The sequence below is a fragment of the Micromonospora sp. NPDC047467 genome, from assembly GCF_040643095.1.
Taxonomy (GTDB): Bacteria; Actinomycetota; Actinomycetes; order Mycobacteriales; family Micromonosporaceae; genus Micromonospora.
Genome location: NZ_JBEYTO010000003.1, coordinates 366,518 through 391,392, shown reverse-complemented (window position 1 = coordinate 391,392; position 24,875 = coordinate 366,518). Strand labels below are relative to the sequence as shown.

Here is a 24,875-nt window from a genome sequence, read left to right as displayed (position 1 = left end):
GCCGGCGGGGGTCAGCCCGGCTCGGCGGCCCTCCGGTCGGCGGGCGTCCGAGCGTCCCGGGCGGCCAGCAGCGCCTCGGCCAGCTCGACCGGACGTCTGCTGCTCACCACCCAAAACGGCGTCGGGTCGGCCGGATCGTTGAGCACCACCTGCACGGCACCGCTGATCCACGGCCGCTGCACCACGAAGGCGAGCGGGTCCGCGCCGACCCCGAGCACCTCACGGCGGCCGGCCGCGTCCAACGGGACCACGTCGGCGACGAAGCGCACCGGCAGCCGGGCGTCGTCCACCAGCAGCTCCGAGTCGGTGACCGCGACGCGGATCCGGCCCAGCCACCACAGCCCGGCCGCGGTGATCGGCAGCAGCACCGCGAACGGCACCCAGGCACGCGCGCCGGTGCCGCCCATCCAGATCTCGACGGCCAGCAGAGCGGCGGCCAGTAACCCGACCAGCCACAGCCACCAGGGCAGATCCAGCCGTTCGGCGTACGTCGGACGGGCCGCGACCGGTGGCCGACCGGCGGACGGGGAGGGCGACATGCTCACTCCTGCGAGGGTACGGCGCACGACGGCCCGGGTAACCGGCAGGATGGCATGGTCAGCCCGACAACCGGACGGAAGAGGGTCTCGTGACCGACGTCGTACCCGTGCCCGTGCGGCTGCTCGATGCCGAGCTGCCGCTGCCCGCGTACGCCCATCCGGGCGACGCCGGGGCCGACCTGGTGGCCGCCACGGACGTGGAGCTGCCGCCCGGCGGCCGTGCCCTGGTGCCCACCGGGGTGGCCATCGCCCTGCCGCAGGGGTACGTGGGCCTGGTCCATCCGCGATCCGGCCTGGCGGCCAGGCTCGGCGTGACGGTGCTCAACGCGCCCGGTACGGTCGACGCCGGCTACCGGGGTGAGATCCTGGTCAACCTGATCAACCATGATCGGGACACGCCAGCGAAGATCTCCCGCGGTGACCGGATCGCGCAGCTCGTGATCCAGCGGGTCGCACGGGCGCGGTTCGAGCCGGTGGCCGAGCTGCCCGAGTCCCAGCGTGGGACCGGCGGGCACGGCTCGACCGGCGGGCACGCCGGACTGGTGCCGTCGCCGGCCGGGCAGGATCGGGTCGCGCGGGATCGGGTCGACGAGCCGGGCCGTGGCCGGACGGAAGAGGTGGCAGGGTGAGTGCGAACAGCGGAGGGCGGGCGCAGTGATCTTCTCCCGAAAGCGGGCCGGTGCCGGGCGGCACACCCGTGACGAGCGGACCACCGAGGTCCTCGACGAGGGCACCGGCGAGTCGACGCCCGCGCTGGTGCGCGGGCCGTACGACATCTCCGAGGTCAACGACGAGGTGCAGCGCCTCGACCTGGGCAGCCTGCAAATCCCGGCGGTCGCCGAGGTGGAGGTGCGGGTGCAGGCCGACCCGCAGGGCGTGATCCAGCAGGTGGTGCTGGTCCACGGTGACAACGCCCTGCAGCTCGGTGTCTTCGCCGCGCCCCGCTCGGAGGGGATCTGGGACGAGGTGCGCGAGGAGATCCGTCAGTCGCTGCTGCGCGACGGTGCCACCGCCCAGGAGGTCGACGGCGAGTACGGCCCGGAGCTGCACGCCCAGGTGCGTACCGAGGACGGCCCCACGCACCTGCGGTTCGTCGGTGTCGACGGGCCGCGCTGGATGGTCCGCGGCGTCTTCCAGGGCCGGGTGGCAGTCGACCCGGCCAGCGCCGGGCCGCTCGCCGAGTGCCTGGACGGCCTGGTGGTCGACCGGGGGCAGGAGGCCAAGCCGGTCCGCGAGCCGCTGCCGCTGCGCCTGCCTCGGGAGATGGCCGACCAGGCCGACGCCGAGGCGGGCGACGCGGCCGCCGCCTCCGAGTCGCGCCAGGTCTGACCGCCGAGCACCGGAGCGCCGGAACCGGCCCCGTCGGCGTACGCTGGCGGAACGGTTCCGGCGTTGCCGGTGCCGGGGCAGTGCCCCACGGCGGGCCGGTGAGCGTGGAGAGGGTGACGCGGAGGTCATGATGACCGACGAGAGCAGGGTGTCGCTGCGGCGCATCCTGCAACGGTTCACCGCCAGCGAGGCCGAGATCGACGCGCAGGAGCTGCGCCAGGAGAGCGCCGAGTGTGGCGGCGTCCTGGCCCAGCAGTGCTCCCGGGGTCAGGTGGTCTCGATCGCCGGGCGGCTGCGCACGGTGGTCTACACGCCGCGCACCAATCTGCCCACCCTCGAGGCCGACCTGTACGACGGCAGCGACGTGGTCACCCTGGTCTGGCTGGGCCGACGGCACATCTCCGGGATCGAGCCGGGGCGACACCTGACCGCGCGTGGCCGGGTGGCGATGCGCGACGACCGCAAGGTCATCTACAACCCGTACTACGAGCTGGACTCGCCGAAGTGACGGCGCTGCGGACGGAAGGCCGGCCATGACGACGGGACAGCACCGGGCGGCACAGCCGGAGACCGGTCCTCAGGACGACGAGCGACTGCCGACGGTCGCCGAGCAGATGGCCGATCAGCTTGGCGGCTGGCGAGGGCTGGTGGAATCCAGCATCCCGGTGGTGGTCTTCGTCGTCGCCAACATCATCGGTGAGTTGCGGCCGGCGGTGATCGCCTCGGTGGCCGTCGCGCTGCTGATCGCCGGGCTGCGACTGGCCCAGCGCCGGCCGATCCGACACGCGGTCAACGGGCTGTTCGGCGTCGGCATCGGCGCCGCCATCGCCTGGCGCACCGGCGACGAGCGGGATTTCTACCTCCCCGGCATCCTCTACGGCATCGGCTACGGCATCGCGCTGCTGATCTCGGCGGCCATCCGGCAGCCCCTCGTCGGCTGGATCTGGTCGGTGCTGGTGGCCAAGGGTCGCTCCGAGTGGCGGGACGACCCGAAGCTGGTGCGCACCTTCACCCAGCTGACCGTGCTCTGGGGCGTGGTCTGGCTGGCCAAGGTGGGTGTGCAGGCCGGGCTCTACCTGGCCCACCAGGACACCGCGCTGGGCGTGGCCCGGCTGGCGCTGGGCTACCCGCCGTACGCGCTGCTGCTGCTCATCACGGTCTGGACGGTGCGCCGGGTCACCCGGGAACCGCAACCGTCCCCGCTGCCCGGCGCCTGACCGCGCGGGGCAGCCCCGCGCGGGCGGCTCAGCGCGAGTTGCGGGTCCGCTCGACGCTGTCCGGGCCGAGGATCACCGCGCGGACGTCGTCCTCCACCTCGGCGGTGCAGACGAACACCAACTCGTCGCCGGCCTCGATGGGGTCGTCCGGGCTGGGCACCAGGACCCGCTTGCCGCGCAGGATCGCCACCAGCGCGGCGTCGCGGGGCAGCGGCACGGCGTGGATCGGCTGACCGACGTACGGCGCGGTCGGCGGCAGGGTGATCTCGACGAGGTTCGCCTCGCCCTGCCGGAACGTCATCAGCCGGACCAGGTCGCCGACGGTGACCGCCTCCTCGACCAGCGCGGCCATGACCCGAGGCTTGCTCACCGCGACGTCCACGCCCCACTGCTCGGTGAAGAGCCACTCGTTCTCGGCCCGGTTGACCCGGGCCACCACGCGGGGCACCGCGAACTCGGTCTTGGCCAGCAGCGACACCACCAGGTTGACCTTGTCGTCGCCGGTGGCGGCGACCACCACGTCACAGCCGGCGAGGTTGGCCTCCTCCAGGCTGGCCAGCTCGCAGGCGTCGGCGAGCACCCACTCGGCGGCCGACACCCGGTCCGGGCGCAGCATCTTGGGCTGACGCTCGATCAGCATCACCTGGTGGCCGTTGTCGATCAACTCCTGGGCGATCGAACGGCCCACGTTTCCGGCCCCCGCGATGGCGATCCGCATGGCTCAGTGCCCCCCTTCCGGCGGCGCCGCCGCCACCGACGTGGCCGTCCCCACGATGTCGTCGCTGACCAGCATGAAGGCCTGGTCGCCCTCCTGTAGGACGGTGGAGGCGGTGGGCAGCGTGCCGATGCCGAAGCGGATCAGGTAGGCCACCCGCGCCCCGGACGCCTCCTCCAACTTGCGCACCGGACGGCCGATCCAGTCCTTGTGCACCGGGACCTCGACGATCGATACGGTGCTCGTGGGGTCGCGGAAGATCTCCACGTTGCCCTCCGGCACCAGGTGCCGCAGCATCCGGTCGGCCGTCCAGCGCACGGTCGCCACGGTGGGGATGCCCAGCCGCTCGTAGACCTGCGCCCGGCGCTGGTCGTAGATCCGTGCCGCGACCCGGGACACCCCGAACGTCTCCCGGGCCAGACGGGCCGAGATGATGTTGGAGTTGTCGCCGCTGGAGACGGCCGCGAAGGCGTCCGCCCGCTCGATGCCGGCCTGGCGCAGCACGTCACCGTCGAAGCCCTCCCCGGTCACCGTGATCCCGGCGAAGTCGGGGCCGAGCCGGCGGAAGGCGTCGGCATCGTGGTCGATCACCGCCACCGAGTGCCCCCGGGACTCCAGGCTGTGGGCGAGCGTCGACCCGACCCGACCACATCCCATGATCACGACGTGCACGCTGTCCCTCCCAAGGTGCGTACCGCTGCCGCTTGCCCTTGCGCAGGCGCGGCCGGTGGCCTTCGACTGCGAGCCTGCCACGTGCCGGTCGGCAGCGGGGACCGACCGTACCCCGTCGCGCCGGGCAGCCGTGATCGCCCACCCCCGCGTTCTCGCCGTGGTGGTCGTACCCTTGGCGTTCGTGGCCAGTCCCACCTCGCTGCTGAAGCGGCTGCTCCTCGGTCGACCGTTCCGGTCCGACCGTCTGCAGCACACCCTCCTGCCGAAGCGCATCGCGCTGCCCGTGTTCGCCTCCGACGCGCTGTCCAGCGTCGCGTACGCGCCCGACGAGATCCTGCTGACCCTGTCGATCGCCGGCGCGTCGGCGTACCTGTTCTCCCCGTGGATCGCGCTGGCCGTTGTCGTCGTGATGCTCACGGTGGTGGCCAGCTACCGGCAGAACGTGCACGCGTACCCCTCCGGGGGTGGTGACTACGAGGTGGCCACGGTCAACCTGGGCCCGAAGTTCGGGGTCGGGGTGGCCAGCGCGCTGCTGGTCGACTACGTGCTCACGGTGGCCGTGTCGGTCTCCTCCGGCGTGGCCAACCTCGGCTCGGTGGTGCCGTTCGTGGCCACCCACAAGGTCATGATCGCGGTGATCGCGGTGACCCTGTTGACCGCGGTCAACCTGCGCGGACTGCGCGAGTCGGGCACCGCCTTCGCCATCCCCACCTACGGCTTCGTGATCGTCATCGGTGGGATGCTGCTCACCGGGCTGGTCCGGGTCTTCGTTCTCGGCGACGACCTCCGCGCGCCGAGCGCCGACCTGGTCATCCAGGCCGAGCACAGCGTGACTGGTTTCGCGCTGATCTTCCTGCTGCTACGGACGTTCAGCTCGGGCGCCGCCGCGCTCACCGGGGTCGAGGCGATCTCCAACGGGGTGCCGGCGTTCAAGGCGCCGAAGAGCCGGAACGCCGCCACGACGCTGCTGTTGCTCGGCGGCATCTCGGTGAGCATGCTGGTCGGGATCATCTGGCTGGCCCGGCTGACCCACCTGCAGTTCGTCGAGGACCCGGCCCTGCAGATCGTCTCCGGCCCCGAGGGGTACGTGCAGAAGACCGTCACCACCCAGCTCGGCGAGACGGTCTTCGGCTCCGGGTCGATCCTGCTCTACGTGGTGGCCGGGATGACCGCCCTGATCCTCTTCCTGGCCGCGAACACCGCGTTCAACGGCTTCCCGGTGCTCGGGTCGATCCTCGCCCAGGACCGCTATCTGCCCCGCCAGTTCCACACCCGGGGCGACCGGCTCGCGTTCTCCAACGGCATCGTCTTCCTCGCCCTCTTCGCGATCGTGTTGATCGTCGGCTTCCAGGCCGAGGTGACCCGCCTCATCCAGCTCTACATCGTCGGGGTCTTCGTCTCGTTCACCGTCTCCCAGGCCGGCATGATCCGGCACTGGAACCGGCGGCTGCGGACCGAGCGGGACCCGGAGGCGCGCCGCCGGATGCACCGATCTCGGGCCATCAACACGTTCGGCGCGGGCCTGACCGGCACCGTGCTGGTGATCGTCCTGATCACGAAGTTCCTGCTCGGCGCGTGGATCGCGATCGCCGCGATGGCGGTGATCTACGTGTTGATGCTGGCCATCCGCCGGCACTACGACCGGGTCGCCGCCGAGCTGACCCCGCCGGACGAGGGCCGGGCCGTGCTGCCCGCCCGCAACCACGCGATCGTGCTGGTCAGCAAACTGCACCAGCCGACGCTGCGGGCCATCGCGTACGCCCGGGCCACCCGGCCGGACACGCTGACCGCCGTGACGGTCAACGTGGACGAGCAGGACACCCGCGATCTTCAGGCCGACTGGGAGCGGCGGGAGATGGCGATCCCGCTCACCGTGGTCGACTCGCCGTACCGAGAGATCACCCGGCCGATCCTGGACTTCGTGGCCTCCGCGCGCCGCAAGTCACCGCGCGACGTGGTCACCGTCTTCATCCCCGAGTACGTGGTGGGGCACTGGTGGGAGAACCTGTTGCACAACCAGAGCGCGTTGCGCCTCAAGGGCCGGCTGCTCTTCGAACCGGGGGTGATGGTGGTGAGCGTTCCCTGGCAGCTCGCCTCGAGCGCGAGCAAGAACCTGGACCGGCTGGACGCCACCCTGTCCCGGACCCCGGCGCGCGGGCCCCGGGGCACGGTGCCCCCGGAGGTGGTGCCCGCGCAGCCCGGCGAGAGCGGCCCGGTGGGCAGCGGAACAGTCGGAGGCGGCCGTGACTGAGCGGACCGCGGCACCCGCGGAGTTTGAGCCTGGCCTGGCCGAGGCGGAGCGCGTCGAGCTGACCGTCGACGCGGTCGCACCCGGCGGGCACTGCGTGGCCCGGGTGGACGGGCAGGTGGTCTTCGTCCGGCACGCGCTGCCCGGCGAGCGGGTGATCGCCGAGGTCACCGAGGTGCACAAGGGGTTCGTCCGGGCCGACGCGGTGACCGTGCTGGACGCCTCGCCGGACCGGGTCGAGCCGCCCTGCCCGTACGCGAAACCGGGCGCCTGCGGCGGTTGCGACCTGCAACACGTCGCCCCCGAGGCGCAGCTGGCCTGGAAGGCCGCCGTGGTGCGCGAGCAGTTGACCCGCCTCGGCGGGCTGACCGACGCCGAGTTGGACCGCCTCGGCGTCCGGGTCGAGGCGCTGCCCGGCGGGCTGCTGGGCTGGCGCTCCCGGGTCCGCTACGCGGTGGACGCCGCCGACCGGGCCGGCCTGCTCAAGCACCGCTCGCACGAGGTCGTGCCGATCGACCGCTGCCGGATCGCCCACCCGGCCATCCAGCAGTTGCCGGTGCTGACCCCGACCGGCGCGTCCTGGCCGGCCGCCGACGCGGTGGAGACCGTCGCCAGCACCGGCGGGGACGTGACAGTCGCGGAGGTCCGCGACGGGATCTCCACGCCGGTGAGCGGGCCGGCCGTGGTCCGCGAGGTGGCGGCCGGGCGGGACTGGACGCTGCCCGCGTCCGCCTTCTGGCAGGTGCACCCGGCGGCGGCCGACACGTTGTCCACGGCCGTGCTGGAGCTGCTCGACCCGCGACCGGGCGAGGTGGCCTGGGACCTCTACGGCGGCGCTGGGCTGTTCGCCGCCGGGCTGGCCACCCGGGTCGGCGCGACCGGCCGGGTGACCGTGGTGGAGGCGGCTCCGCAGGGCGTCGCCGCCGCCCGACAGAACCTGGCCGACCTGCCCCGCGTCGAGGTCGTGTCGGCCCGGGTGGAGACCGCGCTGGCCCGCCGGCGGATCACCGGCCCGGTCGACGTGGTGGTGCTCGACCCGCCGCGCGCCGGGGCCGGCGCCGCGGTGGTCCGCGCGCTGGCCGCCGCCGGCCCTCGGGCCATCGCGTACGTGGCCTGCGACCCGGCGGCCTTCGCCCGGGACGTACGCACCTTCGCCGGGCTGGGCTGGCGGTTGGCGGCGCTGCGCGGGTTCGACCTGTTCCCGATGACGCAGCATGTGGAGTTGGTGGCGTTGCTGGTGCCGGGCGTGCCCGAGCCCGCGACCAGCGACACCGCGTAGGGCTGTCTGCCCGCTCGTGCCAGGCGCGGGCTGACCGCCGCCGGGGCTGCCACCAGGTGACTCGGGCCGCCGCTAACCTGACGCCGTGAAGATCGTCGGGTTGATGTCGGGCACGTCGTACGACGGGGTGGACGTCGTCGCGGCGGAGTTCACCGCCGAGGAGGACACCCTCTGGCTGCGGCCGCTGGGGCACCGCGAGTTGGAGTACGACGAGGCCCTGCGTGCCGAGATCGCCGCGCTGCTGCCGCCGGAGGCCACCACCATCGAGGCGGTCTGCCGGCTCGACAACCGCCTGGGTGAGGTGTTCGCCGAGGCGGCGGCCGTCGGCCTGGAGCTGGCCGGTGGGCAGGTCGACGCGGTGGTCTCGCCCGGTCAGACGGTCTTCCACTGGGTCGCCGACGGGGTGGCCCGGGGCACCCTGCAACTGGGCGCGGTGGCCCGGGTGGCGGCCCGGGTCGGCGTACCGGTGCTCAGTGACCTGCGCTCGGCGGACATCGCCGCCGGTGGTCAGGGCGCGCCGCTGGTGCCGGCCTTCGACGCGCTGCTGCTCGACGGCGCCGCCGGGCCGCGTGCGGCGCTGAACCTGGGCGGCATCGCCAACCTCACCGTGGTCGCGCCCGGGGCGCCGGTCCTCGGGTACGACGTGGGCCCGGCCAACGCCCTGCTGGACGCGGCGGCCCGGCGCTTCCTGGGCCGGCCGTGCGACCTCGACGGCGCGCGGGCGGCGGCCGGCCGGGTACACCCGGGGCTGCTCGCCGAACTGCTGGCCGAGCCGTACTACGCGGCGTCGCCGCCCAAGTCCACCGGCAAGGAGCTGTTCCACGCCGGCTACCTGGACCGCCACCTCGCCGCGCTCGACGCGCCCGTGCCGGTGGACGACCTGCTGGCCACGCTGACCGAGTTGACCGCGCGGGTGGTGGCCGTCGAGTGCGACAGGCGCGGCGTCGTCGAGGTGGTCGCCGCCGGGGGCGGTGTGCGCAACCCCACCCTGCTGGGCCGGCTCGCTGCCCTCAGTGCCGGTCGGTGGCGGCTGCGCGGCACCGACGAGCTGGGCGTGCCGGCGCAGGCCAAGGAGGCGTACGCCTTCGCGTTGCTCGGCTGGCTGTCCTGGCACGGCCTGCCCGGGTCGATCCCGTCAGTGACCGGCGCCACCCGGGGCGCGGTCCTGGGTTCCTGGACCCCGGCCGGCCCGGCGTACCCCGGCGTACCGGCCGCCCCACCGCGCCGGCTGCGGATCCGGTCCTGACCAGGCCCGCCGTCGGTCGTCGTGGGCCGGGCCTGCCGGGCTCTGAGCAGGCGCTCAGTCGGCGGGTGCGGGTGCGGCGGGCTCGGCCGGGCTGCGGAGTACGGCAGGGCCGATAGACTCTGCGGTCATGAGTGTTGAAGAGGACACGGCTAACCACGGCCGACTGCTGGGGACGGTTCGCGGTCCGCAGGACGTCAAGCGGATGTCGGGCGAGGAACTGGGCGTGCTCGCCGCGGAGATCCGCGACTTCCTGATCGCCAAGGTCTCCCGCACCGGCGGGCACGTCGGGCCCAACCTCGGTGTGGTCGAGCTGACGCTGGCCATGCACCGCGTCTTCGACTCCCCCCGTGACCGGCTCCTGTTCGACACCGGCCACCAGGCGTACGTACACAAGATCCTCACCGGCCGTCAGGCCGGCTTCGACAAGCTCCGCCAGCGCGGTGGCCTCTCCGGCTACCCCAGCCAGGCCGAGAGCGAGCACGACCTGATCGAGAACTCGCACGCCTCCACCGCGCTCTCCTACGCCGATGGCCTGGCCAAGGCGTACGCCCTGCGGGGCGAGGCGCGCAGCGTCGTGGCCGTGGTCGGCGACGGCGCGCTCACCGGCGGCATGTGCTGGGAGGCGCTGAACAACATCGCCACCGCCGGCAACTCCCTGGTCATCGTCGTCAACGACAACGGCCGGTCCTACTCGCCGACCATCGGCGGCCTCGCCGACCACCTCTCCTCGCTGCGGCTCAACCCGGGCTACGAGAAGGTCCTCGACACGGTCAAGGACGCACTCGGCTCCACCCCGCTGGTCGGCAAGCCGATGTACGAGGTGCTGCACGCGGTCAAGAAGGGCATCAAGGACGCGGTCGCGCCGCAGGCCATGTTCGAGGACCTCGGCATCAAGTACGTCGGCCCGGTCGACGGGCACGACGTGGCGGCGGTCGAGTCCGCGCTGCGGGCGGCGAAGAACTTCGGCGGCCCGGTGATCGTGCACGCGGTCACCCGCAAGGGCTACGGCTACCGCCCGGCCGAGGAGGACGAGGCGGACTGCCTGCACGGCCCCGGCGGCGCCTTCGACGTGGAGACCGGAGCGCTGCTGGCCGCGCCAGCGGTGAAGTGGACGCACGTCTTCGCCGACGAGCTGCTGGCCATCGCCGACGAGCGGCCGGACGTGGTGGGCATCACCGCCGCGATGGCCGAGCCGACCGGCATCGCGAAGCTGGCCCGTAAGTACCCCGAGCGGGTGTACGACGTGGGCATCGCCGAGCAGCACGCCGCCACGTCGGCGGCCGGGCTGGCGCTCGGCGGCCTGCACCCGGTGGTCGCCGTCTACGCCACCTTCCTCAACCGAGCCTTCGACCAGGTCCTGCTGGACGTGGCGATGCACAAGCTGCCGGTGACCTTCGTGCTGGACCGCGCCGGCATCACCGGCCCGGACGGCCCCAGCCACTACGGCATCTGGGACATGTCGGTCTTCGGGGTGGTGCCAGGGCTGCGGATCGCCGCTCCCCGCGACGCCGCCACGCTGCGCGAGGAACTGCGCGAGGCGCTGGCCGTCGACGACGGCCCGACCGTCGTGCGCTTCCCGACCGGCGCCGTCGCCGCCGACCTGCCGGCGCTGCGTCGGGTCGGCCCGGTCGACGTGCTGGCCGAGTCGGCGCGTACCGACGTGCTGCTGGTCGCCGTGGGCTCGTTCGGCCAGCTGGGCATGGAGGTCGCCGCCCGGGTCGCCGAGCAGGGCTACGGGGTCACCGTCGTCGACCCCCGCTGGGTCCGCCCGGTGCCGGCTGAGCTGGTCGAGCTGGCCGCCCGCCACCGGCTCGTGGTCAGCGTCGAGGACGGCGTCCGGGTCGGCGGGGTGGGCGACGCGCTCGGCCAGGCGATGCGCGACGCCGACGTCCGGGTGCCGCTCAAGGACCTGGGCGTACCGGCCGACTGGCACCCGCACGGCACCCGCGCGCAGATCCTCGCCGACCTTGGTCTGACCGCCCAGGACGTGGCCCGCAACGTCACCGGCTGGATCTCCGGCCTCGACAACTCCCCGGTCCGGTTGACGCCAACCGACGCCCCAGCCCAGAACTAAAACCCCCGACGGCGGGCGCCCCCCACGGGGGACGCCCGCCGCGCTCGTTGCACGTCCACCCACCCTGCGCGCGATCTTGCACTTTCGGTCGCCGTTACGCGTGCCTTGCCCCATATGGCCGGGCAGAAAGTGCAAGATCGCGTGGGGGTGGGGGTGGGGGTGGGGGGGGGTGGGGGTCGTGGGGAGGGGAGGCGCGGGGGATTAGCGGGGGGTTATTGAGCGGTAGTGGGTTTTGTCGGCGTTTGCGAGGCTGTAGGTCTGGGTGCGGGGCGGCTCGGGGATGACCACCAGGCCGGGGCGTTCCGCCAGCAGGGGAGTTCCGGGCGGCACCGAGAGGCTGCTGTCCCGGGTGGGCCGCCAACTGAGCACCACCAGAGGCTGGCCGGGCAGCGGCAGGTGGTACGTCTGCAACGGGGTGGCCCGGTCGGCCGGTGAGACCACCGGCGCGCTCCCGTCCGCCGGGCGGTAGACGACCGAGGTCATCGCGCCGGCGTCGGTGTCCCAACTGAGCTGCTGCAACTCGGCCGGCTCGCCACCGCCGAGGGCGACCTCACCGAGTGAGCGGACGGTGAGCTTCGCCATCGGCCAGGACGTCGGCACCGACCGCGGCGCGTCCCGGTCGCCGATCCGACGCGGGATGCTGCCGAACGGGCCCCGCTCGCCGGCCAGCACGCAGGTGTCCAGGCCGGTCAGCGCCCGCCGGCCGGCGCCGGACTCGTCGCGTACCAGCGGATAGCGCGGGTCGGTCATGCCGGTGCCCAGGTCGAGCAGCCGGTCGGCGGCGCGCCCCTGCGGCAGGGACTCGGTGGCCCGCAGGGTCGCGGTCACCGCGACGGCCGCGCAGGCCGGCACGTCGGCCGGGGCGCTGAGGCCATCGGCCAGGGCCAGCGCCCGGCCCTGTGGCCCGAGAAGCTGCTGCACCCGGGCGGAGACCAGGTAGCGCCGGCCGCCGGCCGTGTGCACCGGCAGCACGTCGGAGTAGACCAGGTAGCCGGGGTCGGTGTACTCGGTGGCGCGGGTCACCGCGTAGCGGTCGCCGTCGCCGCTGAGCTGCAACAGCCAGGACGCGCTCTCGCCGGGCACGTCGGCCGCCACCAGGGCCACCGGCGTGCCGTCGACCCGCCCGGAGAACAGGATGCCGGACGAGGGCAGGTGCGCCCGGTCGTCGACCGGTGAACGCCAGTCGCGGACCGCGTCGGTGACCTTCGCCGTCGCCGCGGCGTCACCGGCCAGGTCGCCCCGCGGTGGCCACACCCGCAGCGTGCCGTCGACGCTGTCGTAACCCACCCGCAGGTCGCGCGGTGCGCGGTCAGCCACGGGGCCGCACGCGGTGGCGGTCAACAGTGCGGTCAGCAGGACGGTGAGCGTCGTGCCGTGCCGGCGGCCTGGAGTCACCTGGTCCGCCCCCGATCGCCTAGCCGTCGTTTCCGGAAAGCGCCATAGTACGAGATGTCCGATGCGGCGGCTCAGCTGGCCGGCGTCTCACCCACCACATTGGACGCACCGGGGCTTTTAGTGGCGTTTCGTCACTCCGGTAGACTCCGCCGACTGTGACGCCTGCCGAGTCCCGCGCCCTGTCCGCGCCGCGCCCGGAGGCGGCAGTGGGCGCCGACGAGACTGTGAGCCACCACACTCGCCGCGCCTCCCCGGCCAACGCGGCCAGTGTGGCCGATGCTCCCGCCCTGGGCGATGCCCGATCCCACGCCAGCACCGTCGAGGCCCCGGCCGACGCCGCGCCGGCCGCGCCGGTCGAAGCCGTGACAGCCGCGCCGGCCGCGCCGGTCGACGCGCCCCCGGCTGCCGTACCGGTCGACGTCGACGACGATGCCGCCTCGGCGCCGGCCGGCCCGCGCCGACGGTGGTGGACCGGCTGGACCCGCCGACGACAGCACCTGGCGGTGGGCGGGCTGTTCCTGCTCGCCGCGCTCTGGGTGACCAGCCGGATCTGGCTGGACCCCGCCGGCCGGGTGGCATCGCTCTACACCGGCGACCCGGCCCAGGTGCAGTTCTTCCTGGCCCACTCGGTGCGGGTGGTGCTGCACGGCGAGTACCCGTTCTACACCGAGCAGTTCAACTACCCCGACGGCGTCAACCTGATGGCCAACACGGCCGTGCTGGCGCTGGGCATCCCGATGGTGCCGGTGACCCTGCTCTTCGGGCCGGCGGTGTCCTTTGTGGTGCTGGTGACGCTCGGCCTCGCCGGCACGGCCATGGCCTGGTACCTCGTGCTGTCCCGCCACCTCGTGCGTACCCCGCTCGCGGCGGCGGCTGGCGGCTGGTTCTGCGGTTTCTCCCCGGCGATGCTCTCGCACGCCAGTTGGCACCCGAACATCATCAGCCAGTTCCTGCTGCCGTTCATCGTCTGGCGGGTGCTGGTGCTCACCCGGTCCCGCCGGCCGGTGCGGGACGGGTTGCTGCTCGCCCTGCTGGTCACCGCGCAGGCGTTCATCAACGAGGAGATCCTGCTCTTCACGGCGATGGCCTGCGGGGTCTTCCTGCTCGCGGTGCTCGCCCAGGAGCCGGCCCGCTGGCGGGCGGCGTGGCGACCTCTCGGCGCTGGAGTCGCGGCCTGCACCGCGTTGGCCGGGGCGCTGCTGGCGTACCCCCTGTATGTGCAGTTTGCCGGGCCGATGGCGTACCACGGTCTCAGCGACGCGGTCCAGGACTACGGCAACGACATCGCCGCGTTCTTCGCCCCCGGCTCCACCACGCTCGGCGGCAACCAGCGGGCCAACATCAACCTGGCGCCGAACTACTCCGAGGAGAACGCCTTCTTCGGCTGGAGCCTGTCGCTGCTGGTCGTCGCCGTCGTGGTCTGGCTGCGCCGGGAGATGATCGTCCGGGCGCTCGCGGTGACCGGCGGCCTCTTCGCCGTGCTCTCCCTCGGCGAGCGGATCTCCTGGTGGGACCGGGAGCTGATCACGGGCCCGTGGCAGTTGCTGGTGCACCTGCCCCTGCTGGACGCGGTGGTGCCGACCCGGTTCGGCCTGATCACCACCGTGGTGATCGGTCTGCTGCTCGCGCTGGCCGTCGAGCGGGCCTGGGCGCTGCGCCCGGCCGACCGGCGTACCGTGCGGACGCTCACCGCCGCAGGCCTGGCGTTCGCGCTGCTGCCGATCGCCCCGATGCCGCTGCGGATGGTCTCCCGACCGCCGGTGCCGGACTTCATCACCGCCGACCGCTGGCGGACGTACGTCGGGCCGGACCAGACCCTCGTGCCGATCCCGGTGCCGAGCATGGGCAACACGCACGGCATGCGCTGGGCTGCGGCCACCAACCTCGACTTCAAGATCCCGGGCGGCTACTTCCTCGCACCCCGCAACGGCAACACCGGTGACCCGGGGAGGTTCGGTGGCCGGCCCAGCGGGGTGGGTCAGCTGCTGGAGGAGGTGGCGACCACCGGCCGGACACCGAAGCTCGACGACCGGCAGCGCCGACGCTTCCTGGACGAGTTGCGGCACTGGCGGGCGGCGATCCTGGTGCTCCCGACGCGCCAGCAGAACGTCGAGCCGCTGCGGCGTACCGTCGAGGAGTTGGTCGGCCCGGGCCGGCAGGAGCTGGACGTCTGGGTGTGGGATGTCCGGACACTGACCGACCGCCCGGTCTGATGACCACGGGAACGTCGTCGTCGGTGACGGCGGCGACGGACAGCCCTGCGACCGCGACCGCGCGCCGGTTCCGACCGGCGTGGCTGCCGGACGCGCTGGTGATCACCGGCTACTTCGGTCTCGCGCTGCTGCTGACCAGCGGTCAGTGGGGCCACCCCGGGCGGCTGTTCCACCAGGCCGGCGACCAGGTCCTCTTCGAGTGGATGCTGGCCCACGCGGCGCACGCCGTCGTCGAGGGGGAGAACCCGCTCTACAGCACGGCGCTGAACGCGCCGGACGGCGTCAACCTGATGGCGAACACGTCGGTGCTCGGCCTGGGCGTCCCACTGACCCCGGTGACGCTGCTGTTCGGTTCGCAGGTGGCGTTCTGTGTGGCGGTGGTCTGCGGCCTCGCCGGCACGGCCACGGCCTGGTACGCGCTGCTGCGCCGCCGGCTGGTCACCGCCCGGTCCGCGGCGGCGGTCGGCGGGCTGGTCTGCGGCTTCGCCCCCGGCATGGTCGCCCAGGGTGGGGCGCACCTGCACGTGGCCGCCCAGTTCCTGGTCCCGCCGATCCTCGCTCTGGTCTTCCGCCCCGGCCCACGCCCCGGCGGGGTGTGGCGGCCCGGTGTCGGCCTGGGGCTGCTGCTCGTCTGGCAGGTGTTCATCGGCGAGGAGGTCCTGGTCTTCCTGGTCCTCGCCGCCGGAGTGTTCGCGTTGGGCTACGCGCTCGCCGACCGGGCGGCGGCGCGGCGGCACGCGCCGGCCCTGCTCGGCCGGCTCGCCGTGGCGGCCGTGGTGGCGGTGGTGCCGCTGGCGTACCCGCTGTGGTTCCAGTTCTACGGCCCGCAGCACTACACCGGGATGGCCTTCGCCGCGCACGGCTTCCAGCTCGACGCGGCGTCGTTCACCGCGTCGGCCCGGCAGACCGTGCTCGGCGACGACTGGCTGCCCGGACTGCTGTCACCGAACCCGACCGAGGAGAACTCGTTCTTCGGCCCGGGGCTGCTGGTGCTCGCCGTGGTCATCGTGATCTGGCTGTGGCGGCGGCCCCTGGTCCGCGCGTTGGCTGGCTGCGGAGTCGTCTTCGCCCTGCTCTCACTCGGCACCGACCTGCGGGTGGATGGCGCCGCCACCGGCATTCCCGGCCCGTATCGGCTGGTCGCCGGGCTGCCGCTGCTCGATCTCGCGGTGCCGGCCCGGTTCGCGCTGGTCTGCGTGCCGGTGCTGGGCGTGCTGGTGGCGCTCTCCCTGGACCGGGTGCGGACGGTGGGCCGGGCGTCGACCGTCCCGGGGCTGCCGGTACGACTGCTGTGGGGCGGTGCGGTGGCCGCCGCGTTGCTCCCGCTCATGCCGACGCCGATCCGGGCGATCCCGGTCGCGCCGGTGCCGGCGTTCGTCGCCGAGGGCCGGTGGCGGCCGCTGGTGCCCCCGGGCCGGACCGTGGTGGCGCTGCCCCCGATCACCGGTGCCGCGCTGAGCCCGGTGATGCTCTGGTCGGCCCGCACGGGGCTGGCGTTCGACGCGCCGGGCGGCTACTTCATCGGCCCGAGCGGCCCGGACGACCCGACGGCGCGCTGGGGTGCCCCGGACCGGCCCACCGCCGTGCTGCTGCGGCGGGTCGCGCAGACCGGCGCGGTGCCGGTGCTCACCGACGCCGACCGCCGCCAGGCCGTCGAGGACCTGCGGCACTGGCGGGCCGCGCTCGTCGTGCTCGGCCGGCTCGCGCACGACGAACCGGTGCGCCGGACGGTCGAGGACCTGCTCGGCCCCGGCCGCCAGGTCGACGGTGGGTGGGTGTGGGACGTCCGCGACCGGGTCGGCTGACGACCGCACCGCCGTCGCTCAGTCCGCCGTCGCTCAGTCCACAAGCGTGCGGACGTCCCAGACCCAGACGTCGTCGACCCGCTGCGGCGGCCCGATGAGGCCGGTGACCAGCTCGCGCAGCACCGCCTCGCGCGGGTGCGCCCCGAGCACCACCACCGACGCCCGCCAGAAGCGCAGATCCTCGACGGCCTGGCGGCGGTTCTCGTCGGTGAGCGCCGGGACGGCTCCCGCGTCCATCGTGGAGTAGATGAGGCTGCTGGTGGGCCGGTTCGGTGCGCCGAAGACGCCCTCGCCCAGCTCGTTCGGGCCGATGAAGTAGCCACCCGGGACGGGGAACTCCTGCTCGGTCAGGGCGCTCCAGCGCAGCGTCGGCAGGCCGTGCACGTTGCTCGGGATCGGCACCGGCACGAGGGTCCGGCCGGCCGGCACGTACGGGCGCCAACCGCCGGCGGTGATGAAGTGCGGCGGCGGGTCCACCTGCTGTGCCGGCAGCGGTCGGGGGAAGAGCGGCAGCACCGCGAGCGCGACCGCCGCGTACCCCACCGGGCGCAGCCACCGACGGCGCGGCGCGGGCGTGGACGGCTCGTCGGACGCCGTCGGTTCGCCGGTGCGCTGGGCCGGCACCCGGAGCCGGTCGGCCACCGGGCGCCCCTGCCGGTACGCGGCGTCCCAGGTCAGCGCCAGCAGTACGCCCACCGCGGCGGCCACCACCAGGGCCAACCGGGTCGGCATCATCATCTCGACCAGCGGCAGGTCGTCCGACACGTACGACCACGGGCCGCGCACCCCGGTCTCCACGCCGTCGAAGCGCACCCACGGCCCGATCGAGGCCACCGTGAAGACCACGATCAGCACCGCGATGATCCGGGCGGTCAGCGACCGGCGCACCAGCAGCACGAGCGCCACCACCGACAGCAGCACGAGCGGCCAGCCGAACCAGGTGTTCTGCTCGGTCAGCCCGATCGTCTTCTCCACCGCCGGGTCACCGGCCCAGGTGTCCCGGGCGAAGGTGACGAAGGCGACCAGGTCCTCGCCCCAGTTGTGGAAGACCCCGCCCTGGAGGCCGCGGTAGGACTGCGGGCCGTTGAACTGGAACCAGATCGGGTACGCCGCCAGCAGCAGGGCCAGCCCGCCGGCGACGCCGAGCCCGGCCAGGAACGTGCCGGCGACGGCTCGCGTTGCCGCCGGCCGCTGCACGGCGTACGCCAGCACGATGACCAGGCAGGCCAGCGCGGTGAGCAGCAGCATCTCCTCGTTGATGAAGATCTGGTACGCCACCAGAGCGCCGAGCACCAACCCGTTGCGCCGCCAGCGGCCCGGCTCACCCAGCCGCAGCACCCGTACCACGATCAGTGGCAACAGGAAGTTCGACACGAAGTTGGGCTGACCATTGGCGTGGTGGACGACCCCCGGCGCGAAACCGAGGAACGCGCCACCGACGAACGCCGCCGCCCGGGAGCGCACCAGATGCCGCGAGAGCATCCAGTACGCGGTGCCGGCGGTGGCAGCCAGGGCACCACCCAGATAGAGCGCGTACGTGACCTGCGGACCGAGCAGCATGGTCAGCGGCGACAGTGGCAGGGTCACCCCGAGCAGCGAGGTGTTGGCCATCATGTTCACCCCGTCCGGGGCGTTCTGCCGGGCCGTGAACAGCGGGTTCTCCAGGTGCCGCACCGAGTACGCGCCGTGCGCGAACAGCCACTCGAACCAACTGTGGTCGGTCGGCAGGTGCGAGGAGACCCGGCCGGTCACGTCACCCCAGTAGTTGAGGCACACGAAGACGCCCAGCAGCACATAGGCTCCGAGGGCCAACAGGTCGGCGCGGGCCGGACGGCGTCGAGGTCGCCGTGTCGGCTCGACCTCGGCCGGGTCGGCGTCGGTAACGGGATTCAGCGAGGGGTCTACCACCGGCACAGCCACGACGCGCCATCGTACAGGCGGGCGTGCGTCGCATTTGCCGGGCCGGTGCTGCCACGGCCGGTTTGCCGGGGAGATCCCCGGTCGGTCGTACCCCGCCACGGAGGGACGGTCGTTGTCGATCATCGAGTTGGGTGAGGTCCGGGACGAGCCGGCGTCGACACCGCCGCCCCGCCGGCCGCGCGCCGCCGGCCGGCCGCTGCGCAGCACGGCCGTCCTGCTGCTGACCCTGGCCGTGCTGACCGCCGCGGCACCGGTGCCGCGGCGGACGGTCACGTCGGTGCCGACCGCGCCGGGGGCCTCGGCGTACCTCGTCGAGGACGGCATCGTCGTGGTCGACCCGTCGACGCCGAACGGCGACCGGTACCTGACCGCGTACACCCGGCCCGCGCCGACCGGCGATCAGAGCCTGCGGCGCCGGTGGCGGGTGCCATTGGCAACCAGCGGCGACTACCTGGCCGTGTGGGCCGAACGCGGCTTGCTGCTGGCCGCGGGGACCAGCACCGCCGACGGGGTACTGGAGACCACCGCCTTCGACGCCGCAACCGGTCAGCGGCGCTGGCAGCACCTGGGGCTCGTCCAGTGGACGGCCGACGGCGGCCTCCTCCTCGCGAACGACTCGGGCGACGGGCCGGGCACGGTGCGCCGGGTGGCGCCCGACACCGGCCGGGTGCTCTGGTCGTTGCCCGTCCCACCCGGCAGCCCCGACTACCACCAACGCGCCGATGGGGTCGACCAGGTGGTGATCGTTCAGCCCACCGGCGAGGTGCAGGTGTACGACGTGGGCACCGGCGACCTCGTGCGCAGTGTCGACACGCTGCCCGGGGACCGGTCGGCGTTCCAGCGCGTGCAGGTCGTCGGCGACATGGTGCTGCTCGTCCCGCCCGGCAGCACGCGGCTGGTCGCCTACGGCCTGCCCGGGATGGATCCGTTGTGGACGGCCCCGGTGCCGCTGGTGGCCTGGGTGACCGTGTGCGCCGACCTGCTCTGCACGGTCCAGCAGACCGGCGGGATCCAGGCCATCGACCCCGCCACCGGTGCCGTTCGGTGGTCGGACGCCGGCCCGGACACGCTGGCCGACGTCCGGCAGGACAAGCTGCTGGTGACCGGACTCGACCAGCGGTACGCGGTACGCGACGCGAGGACCGGGCTGGAGCGGACGGATCTGGGCCAGTGGGGGCTGGTGAGCCGGCTGCGGCGGGACGACGACCTGATCGGCGTACGGCCGGCGACCGGCGGCCGGCTCGTGGTCGCCGAACTGGACCTGGCAGCCGGTCGGACGCGGATCCTGGACGTCCTGCCCGGGGTGGTCGGTGGGTGCCAGGCGGCGCTGCCCGTCCTGCTCTGCCGTCGCCTCGACGGCTCGACGGCGCTGTTCCGGTTGTCCCGATGAGCGGCCCGGTGATCGACCTCGGCGAGCTGCGGCACGGGCCGGACACCGACCCGCTGCCCCGCCCGCCGCTGGCCAAGGGGCGGCCCCTGCGCTGCGCCGTGGTCCTGCTGCTGGTGCTGATCAGCCTCGCCGCTGCGGGGCCACCGACCCGGCGGGAGGTGGTGACGCTGCCGGGTCGGCTCGGTGCCGATGCCCTGGTCGCCGGCGACCTCTTCGTGCTCGTCGAACCGCTGAGCGGGCCGACGGGGCAGCGGCGGCTGACCGCCGTCCGACTACCCGACGGCGAGCCGGCCTGGCAGGTTCCGTTGCCGGCGGAGGGCCGGTACTGGGGGATCGCCCAGCAGGGTGAGCTGCTGCTGGCCACCGGGCACGAGACCGGCCCGGACCGGCAGGGCACGCTCACGGTGGCGCTGGACCGCGCGACCGGCGCGTACCACTGGCAGCAGCCCGGCAGCCCCAGCAGGCTCGGCGACGGCAACCTGCTGCTGCACTCCGTCGACGACGACCAGGGGGGCACCCTGCGCGCGGTCGATCCGTGCTGCGGCACGGTGCGCTGGCAGGTGCCCGTCGTCCCGGGTGGCGAGTTCAGCTTCCGCGAGGGCGAGCACGGAGTGGACCGGGTGGTGCTCAACCACGCGAACGGGCCGGTCGAGGTCCTCGACGCGGTCAGCGGAGCCGTGCTGGCCCGTGCCGACCTGGCCCCGCCCGGCGGTGGGGCGAACACGGGTGTGCAGATCGTGGACGACATGCTGCTCACCTTCGGCGGATATCCGACCATGATCACCGCGTACGGGCTGGACGGGCTGGAGCAGCGGTGGCGCACACCCGCCGACGAGGCGCTGTACGCGTCGGACTGCGGTGCCGTCGTCTGCCTCCAGAACCGCTCCGGTGGCCTGCGGGTGGTCGACGCCGCGACCGGTCGGCTGCTCTGGGGCAACGACCGCTGGGCGTGGGTGTGGCCGTACGCCGGCCGGCTGGTGGCCACCACGTTGAGCAGCGCCGGGCCGGGTGCGGAGCAGATCGTCGTGCTCGACCCGCAGACCGGTCGGGTGCTGGCCGAGTTGGGCCGCTGGGAGATGGCCCAGTTCCCGTTCGGCGGCCCGACAATCGGCGTACGCCGTCATCCCGACGGAGGTCTGCTCGTCGCCGAACTGGACGTGCGGGCGGGCACCGTGCGGTTGCTGGACGTGCTGCCGGACGCGACAGGCGAGTGCCAGGCGGTGATCGGCGGGCAGTTGCTCTGCCGGCGGCTGGACGCCTCGTTCGCGCTGTGGCGACTACCCGCCTGACGGGTGCGACCGAGTCGATAGGCGAGAGACGATGGTTGTCGGCCGGCGTCAGGGCGCCGGTGGCCAGCAGCGAGGAGGACGGGGATGCGCGTACTGGTGATGGACGACTGGCGCACCCTCGTCGACGCGGCGGCGATCCGGCGGTCGCGCCCGTGACCGGCCCGGTGATCGACCTCGGCGAGTTGCGGCACGGTCCCGACCCGGACCTGCCGCCCCGCCCACCCCGTGCCGGCGACCGGCGGCTACGCGGCGCGCTGGTCCTGCTGCTCGTGCTTGTCACAGTCGCCGCCGCGGCCGTGCCACCGCCGCCACGGACACTTGTGACGCTGCCGGCCCGGCTCGGGTCCGACGTGCTCGTCGACGGTGACCTCTTCTTGGTCGTCGAGCCGACCGACACCTCGGCGCGGCTGGCCGCGTACCGGCTGCCCGGCGGCGCGCCTGCCTGGCAGGCGCCGCTGTCGCCGCGGGCCCGGCAGTGGGGAATCACCCCGCTGGGCGGGACGCTGCTGGTCACCGGGTACGAGATCGGGCCGGTGGGCCGGGAGACGCGCACCGTGGCGCTGGACCGGGCAACCGGGGCCCAGCGGTGGGAGCAGTCGGGCAGGGCCATCACGTTGGCGGACGGCAACGTGCTGCTGCACTCCGGCGGCGAAGCCGAATCGAGCGTCCTGCGGGCTGTCGACCCCTGCTGCGGCACCGTGCGCTGGCAGTTGCCGCCCACCAGCGCCCAGATCAGCTTCCGCACCTCCGGGCGCGGCGTGGACCGGATGGTGCTCAACCCCGTGAACGCGCCAGTCGAGGTACGCGAGGCGAGCACGGGCGCGGTGCTGGCCAGTGCCAGCCTGCTCCCACCCGATGACGGACCGCTCGGGCTGGAGGTGATGGACGACCTGCTGTTGGCCGTCGACAGAGGTTCGGCCACTGTCACCGCGTACGGGTTGGATCGGTTGGACCGGCGCTGGACACGCGTCACCGGCCCGGTCGAGTTCGCGGGGGGTTGTGGCCCCGTGGTGTGTCTGCGTACCGCCGCGGAGGAACTGCAGGCCCTCGACCCCGCCACGGGCGGGTTGCGCTGGCGCAGCGACCGCTGGCTGTGGGGCTGGCCGTACGGCGACAGGTTGATGGTCAGCGGCAGCGAGGCCGGCCCGGTCAAGCAGTACCTCGTGATCGACGCGCTGACTGGCGAGGAGTTGGCCGATCTGGGCCGGTGGGAGCTGTACCAACTCGGCCCCGACCACCGGATGGTCGGCCTCCGCCGGCACCCCGACGGTGGCCTGCTCGTCGGAGAGTTGGACATCCGCGCCGGCAAGGTACGCGTCCTGGACGTGCTGCCGCGCGCCACCGGGGACTGCCAGCCCATCCCGGACCGCCTGCTGTGCGCCATCCCGAACAGCACGTACCAACTGTGGGGCATGTCCGGCTGACCGCCGCCGGCAGGCGTCGCGTACCGCCGCGCCCGGTCCGCGACGGCGACCGGCGCGGGACGATGTTGCAGGTCGGCACTAGGTTGTCGGTGGTCAGCAGCGAGGGGGAGGCCGGGATGCGGGTACTGGTGGTGGAGGACGAGCGCAACCTCGCCGACGCGATCGCGCGCGGGTTGCGCAAGCGGGGAATGGCGGTCGACGTGGCCTACGACGGCGACGCCGGCCACGAGGCGGCGTTCGTCACCCGGTACGACGTGGTCGTGCTCGACCGCGACCTGCCCGGCGTGCACGGCGACCAGATCTGCGCCGACCTCGCCGCCTCGGGCGCGCTGACCCGGGTGCTGATGCTGACCGCCAGCGGCACCGTGGCCGACCGCGTGGAGGGGCTGCAACTCGGCGCGGACGACTACCTGCCCAAACCGTTCGCCTTCGACGAACTTGTCGCCCGGGTGCAGGCGCTCGGCCGGCGGGCCACCCCGGCCGCGCCTCCGGTGCTCGAACTCGCCGACCTGGTGCTCGATCCGGCCCGTCGGGTCGCCACCCGCGCCGGTGTGCCGGTCGACCTGACGAACAAGGAGTTCGGGGTGCTCAGCGAACTGCTCAAGGCGCGCGGGGCGGTGGTGTCCAGCGAGGAACTGCTGGAACGGGTCTGGGACGCCAACACCGACCCGTTCACCACCATCGTCCGGGTGACGGTGATGACGCTGCGCAAGAAGCTCGGCGATCCGCCGCTGATCGAGACGGTGGTGGGTGCGGGCTACCGCACCGCCGAGGTGGGGCTGTGAGCGCGAGGAGTGAGCCGGGTTTGCGAGCCCCGCAGTCGCGAACCGAGGGCGCCCGGTGAGCCGCCGGTTGCGGCCCACCCTGCGGTTGCGGCTGACCCTGCTCAACGGTGTGCTGCTGGTCGGTGCCGGCGCGATCCTGGTGCTGCTGGCCTGGCTGCTGGTCCGCGACGCGCTGCGGCCCACCGACGAGCTGCTGCCCGGCACGACAGTGCTGCTCTCCGACGGCAGGTCGATGGACGCCTCGCAGTGGCAGCGCCAACTCGTCGACGCCGCCTCGGCGGAGTTGCTGGCCAAGGGCCTCGTCGCGCTGTTGGCGATAAGCGTGGTCGGGGTGGCCGGCGCGTACGCGGTGGCCGGCCGTGCGCTGCGTCCGCTGCACCAGGTCACCGCGACCGCGCAGCGGCTCGGCGAGGCGACCCTGGACCAGCGGATCGGCTACTCGGGCGCCGACGACGAGGTGGCCGAACTGGCCAAGACCTTCGACGCGATGCTCGACCGGATCACGGCCGCGTTCGAGGCGCAGAAGCGCTTCGTGGCGAACGCCTCGCACGAGCTGCGTACCCCACTCGCCGTGATGCGGACCGAGATCGACGTGACGCTCAGCGACGACGACGCGGACGCCGCCGAGTACCGCCGGATGGCGACAGTGGTGCGCGACGCCTCCGAGCGGGCCAACGGCCTGGTGGACGCGCTGCTGGTGCTGGCGCGCAGCGAGGCCCAGACCGGGCGGCGGCTCGGTCGCCGGACCGAGTGCGACCTCGCCACGGGCACCGCCAACGCATTGTCGGCGATGCGCCGCGAGGTGGAACGGATCGGCCTGCGCGTGCAGACATCGCTGGAGTCCGCGCCCGTGGTCGGGGACCCGGGGCTGCTCGACCGGCTGGCCGGCAACCTGATCGAGAACGCGGTCCGCTACAACCACCTGCACGGCCGGCTCTGGGTGCGTACCGGCACCGATGGCGAACGCTCCTGGCTGGTGGTGGGCAACACCGGTTTCGAGGTGGACCAGGCCGACGTGCCGGGGCTGTTCGAGCCGTTCCGGCGCGGCGGGCGGGAACGCACCGGTGCTCGCGGCTCCGGTCTGGGTCTGTCCATCGTCCGGGCGGTCTGCCAGGCGCACGGGGGCAGCGTGCGGGTGGTCGCCCAGCCCGGCGGTGGCCTGGAGGTGACGGTCACCCTGCCGACGGCGGACGCCCCGGCGGTGACCGGCCCGGTGCCCACGGCCGGCTGAGCGGGGTTGCGTGCGTCGCGCGGCCGGTGGCAAGATGCCCCGGTCAGCTCGGAAGCGAAGGGGGGTGCGTCGATGTCCACCAATGTTGACTCCGCGCCCCGGGA

At 73.5% G+C, this 24,875-nt stretch carries 20 protein-coding genes; 15 read left to right on the top strand and 5 right to left on the bottom strand.

All coding sequences use genetic code 11. The features are described 5' to 3' along the window. Positions 1 to 11: 11 nt before the first annotated feature. The gene (locus tag ABZ780_RS10480) at positions 12 to 539 is read right to left on the bottom strand and encodes a DUF3093 domain-containing protein (RefSeq protein ID WP_357012343.1); all 528 of its coding nucleotides are present in this window, start codon (positions 537 to 539) and stop codon (positions 12 to 14) included. Positions 540 to 628: 89 nt separating this feature from the next. On the opposite strand from ABZ780_RS10480, the gene dut reads away from it, so the two are divergent. The 4 genes from dut (at position 629) to ABZ780_RS10460 (ending at position 3,085) form a co-directional block, all read left to right on the top strand. Continuing rightward, a complete protein-coding gene (dut, locus tag ABZ780_RS10475; RefSeq protein WP_357012345.1) occupies positions 629 to 1,168 on the top strand; it encodes a dUTP diphosphatase in 540 nt (179 codons plus the stop codon). A 25-nt stretch (positions 1,169 to 1,193) separates the two neighbouring features. Beyond that, entirely contained in the window at positions 1,194 to 1,868 is a 675-nt protein-coding gene (locus ABZ780_RS10470) for a DUF3710 domain-containing protein (protein ID WP_357012347.1), read from the top strand. Positions 1,869 to 1,995: 127 nt separating this feature from the next. Beyond that, on the top strand, positions 1,996 to 2,376 hold the full coding sequence (locus tag ABZ780_RS10465; protein ID WP_357012350.1) for an OB-fold nucleic acid binding domain-containing protein: 381 nt from the start codon (positions 1,996 to 1,998) through the stop codon (positions 2,374 to 2,376). Between the two features lie 25 nt (positions 2,377 to 2,401). Then, positions 2,402 to 3,085, top strand: coding sequence for a DUF3159 domain-containing protein (locus ABZ780_RS10460; RefSeq protein ID WP_357012352.1), 684 nt, complete (start codon positions 2,402 to 2,404; stop codon positions 3,083 to 3,085). 28 nt (positions 3,086 to 3,113) lie between these two features. On the opposite strand, the gene ABZ780_RS10455 is transcribed toward ABZ780_RS10460, so the two are convergent. Together ABZ780_RS10455 and ABZ780_RS10450 are read right to left on the bottom strand one after the other, a co-directional pair. Further along, positions 3,114 to 3,803 (bottom strand): TrkA family potassium uptake protein, encoded by a 690-nt coding sequence (locus tag ABZ780_RS10455; RefSeq protein ID WP_357012354.1) that lies wholly within the window; start codon positions 3,801 to 3,803, stop codon positions 3,114 to 3,116. A 3-nt stretch (positions 3,804 to 3,806) separates the two neighbouring features. After that, complete coding sequence (locus ABZ780_RS10450) at positions 3,807 to 4,472, bottom strand: TrkA family potassium uptake protein (protein ID WP_357012357.1); 666 nt, start codon at positions 4,470 to 4,472, stop codon at positions 3,807 to 3,809. Positions 4,473 to 4,653: 181 nt separating this feature from the next. On the opposite strand from ABZ780_RS10450, the gene ABZ780_RS10445 reads away from it, so the two are divergent. The 4 genes from ABZ780_RS10445 to dxs all read left to right on the top strand — a co-directional run bounded on the left by ABZ780_RS10445 (position 4,654) and on the right by dxs (position 11,319). Further along, on the top strand, positions 4,654 to 6,723 hold the full coding sequence (locus ABZ780_RS10445) for an APC family permease (protein WP_357012359.1): 2,070 nt from the start codon (positions 4,654 to 4,656) through the stop codon (positions 6,721 to 6,723). Next, entirely contained in the window at positions 6,716 to 7,999 is a 1,284-nt protein-coding gene (locus ABZ780_RS10440) for a TRAM domain-containing protein (protein ID WP_357012361.1), read from the top strand. Before ABZ780_RS10445 ends, ABZ780_RS10440 begins: the two co-directional genes overlap by 8 nt. A gap of 85 nt (positions 8,000 to 8,084) precedes the next feature. Further along, on the top strand, positions 8,085 to 9,245 hold the full coding sequence (locus tag ABZ780_RS10435; RefSeq protein WP_357012363.1) for an anhydro-N-acetylmuramic acid kinase: 1,161 nt from the start codon (positions 8,085 to 8,087) through the stop codon (positions 9,243 to 9,245). A gap of 127 nt (positions 9,246 to 9,372) precedes the next feature. Continuing rightward, positions 9,373 to 11,319: a 1-deoxy-D-xylulose-5-phosphate synthase gene (dxs, locus tag ABZ780_RS10430; RefSeq protein WP_357012366.1), complete on the top strand. Its 1,947-nt coding sequence runs from the start codon at positions 9,373 to 9,375 to the stop codon at positions 11,317 to 11,319. A gap of 201 nt (positions 11,320 to 11,520) precedes the next feature. Here dxs and ABZ780_RS10425 read toward each other — a convergent pair whose 3' ends face one another. After that, positions 11,521 to 12,675 carry a hypothetical protein gene (locus tag ABZ780_RS10425; RefSeq protein WP_357012431.1) on the bottom strand — a complete coding sequence of 385 codons (1,155 nt, stop codon included), beginning with the start codon at positions 12,673 to 12,675 and terminating at the stop codon, positions 11,521 to 11,523. A 401-nt stretch (positions 12,676 to 13,076) separates the two neighbouring features. Between ABZ780_RS10425 and ABZ780_RS10420 the strand changes: the two genes are divergently transcribed. After that, entirely contained in the window at positions 13,077 to 14,927 is a 1,851-nt protein-coding gene (locus tag ABZ780_RS10420; RefSeq protein ID WP_357485877.1) for a hypothetical protein, read from the top strand. Next, positions 14,927 to 16,732 carry a hypothetical protein gene (locus tag ABZ780_RS10415; protein WP_357012368.1) on the top strand — a complete coding sequence of 602 codons (1,806 nt, stop codon included), beginning with the start codon at positions 14,927 to 14,929 and terminating at the stop codon, positions 16,730 to 16,732. Before ABZ780_RS10420 ends, ABZ780_RS10415 begins: the two co-directional genes overlap by 1 nt. A gap of 33 nt (positions 16,733 to 16,765) precedes the next feature. Here ABZ780_RS10415 and ABZ780_RS10410 read toward each other — a convergent pair whose 3' ends face one another. Beyond that, entirely contained in the window at positions 16,766 to 18,646 is a 1,881-nt protein-coding gene (locus ABZ780_RS10410) for a hypothetical protein (protein ID WP_357012434.1), read from the bottom strand. 118 nt (positions 18,647 to 18,764) lie between these two features. On the opposite strand from ABZ780_RS10410, the gene ABZ780_RS10405 reads away from it, so the two are divergent. The 5 genes from ABZ780_RS10405 (at position 18,765) to ABZ780_RS10385 (ending at position 24,771) form a co-directional block, all read left to right on the top strand. Then, positions 18,765 to 20,042: a PQQ-binding-like beta-propeller repeat protein gene (locus ABZ780_RS10405; RefSeq protein WP_357012370.1), complete on the top strand. Its 1,278-nt coding sequence runs from the start codon at positions 18,765 to 18,767 to the stop codon at positions 20,040 to 20,042. Beyond that, positions 20,039 to 21,331, top strand: coding sequence for a PQQ-binding-like beta-propeller repeat protein (locus tag ABZ780_RS10400; protein ID WP_357012372.1), 1,293 nt, complete (start codon positions 20,039 to 20,041; stop codon positions 21,329 to 21,331). The genes ABZ780_RS10405 and ABZ780_RS10400 overlap by 4 nt, the downstream gene beginning before the upstream one ends. Positions 21,332 to 21,483: 152 nt before the next feature. Beyond that, on the top strand, positions 21,484 to 22,755 hold the full coding sequence (locus tag ABZ780_RS10395) for a PQQ-binding-like beta-propeller repeat protein (RefSeq protein WP_357012374.1): 1,272 nt from the start codon (positions 21,484 to 21,486) through the stop codon (positions 22,753 to 22,755). A gap of 116 nt (positions 22,756 to 22,871) precedes the next feature. After that, positions 22,872 to 23,540 carry a response regulator transcription factor gene (locus ABZ780_RS10390; protein WP_357012377.1) on the top strand — a complete coding sequence of 223 codons (669 nt, stop codon included), beginning with the start codon at positions 22,872 to 22,874 and terminating at the stop codon, positions 23,538 to 23,540. A 55-nt stretch (positions 23,541 to 23,595) separates the two neighbouring features. After that, positions 23,596 to 24,771, top strand: a complete 1,176-nt coding sequence (locus tag ABZ780_RS10385; protein ID WP_357012379.1) for a HAMP domain-containing sensor histidine kinase — start codon at positions 23,596 to 23,598, stop codon at positions 24,769 to 24,771. The last annotated feature ends 104 nt before the right edge of the window (positions 24,772 to 24,875 follow it).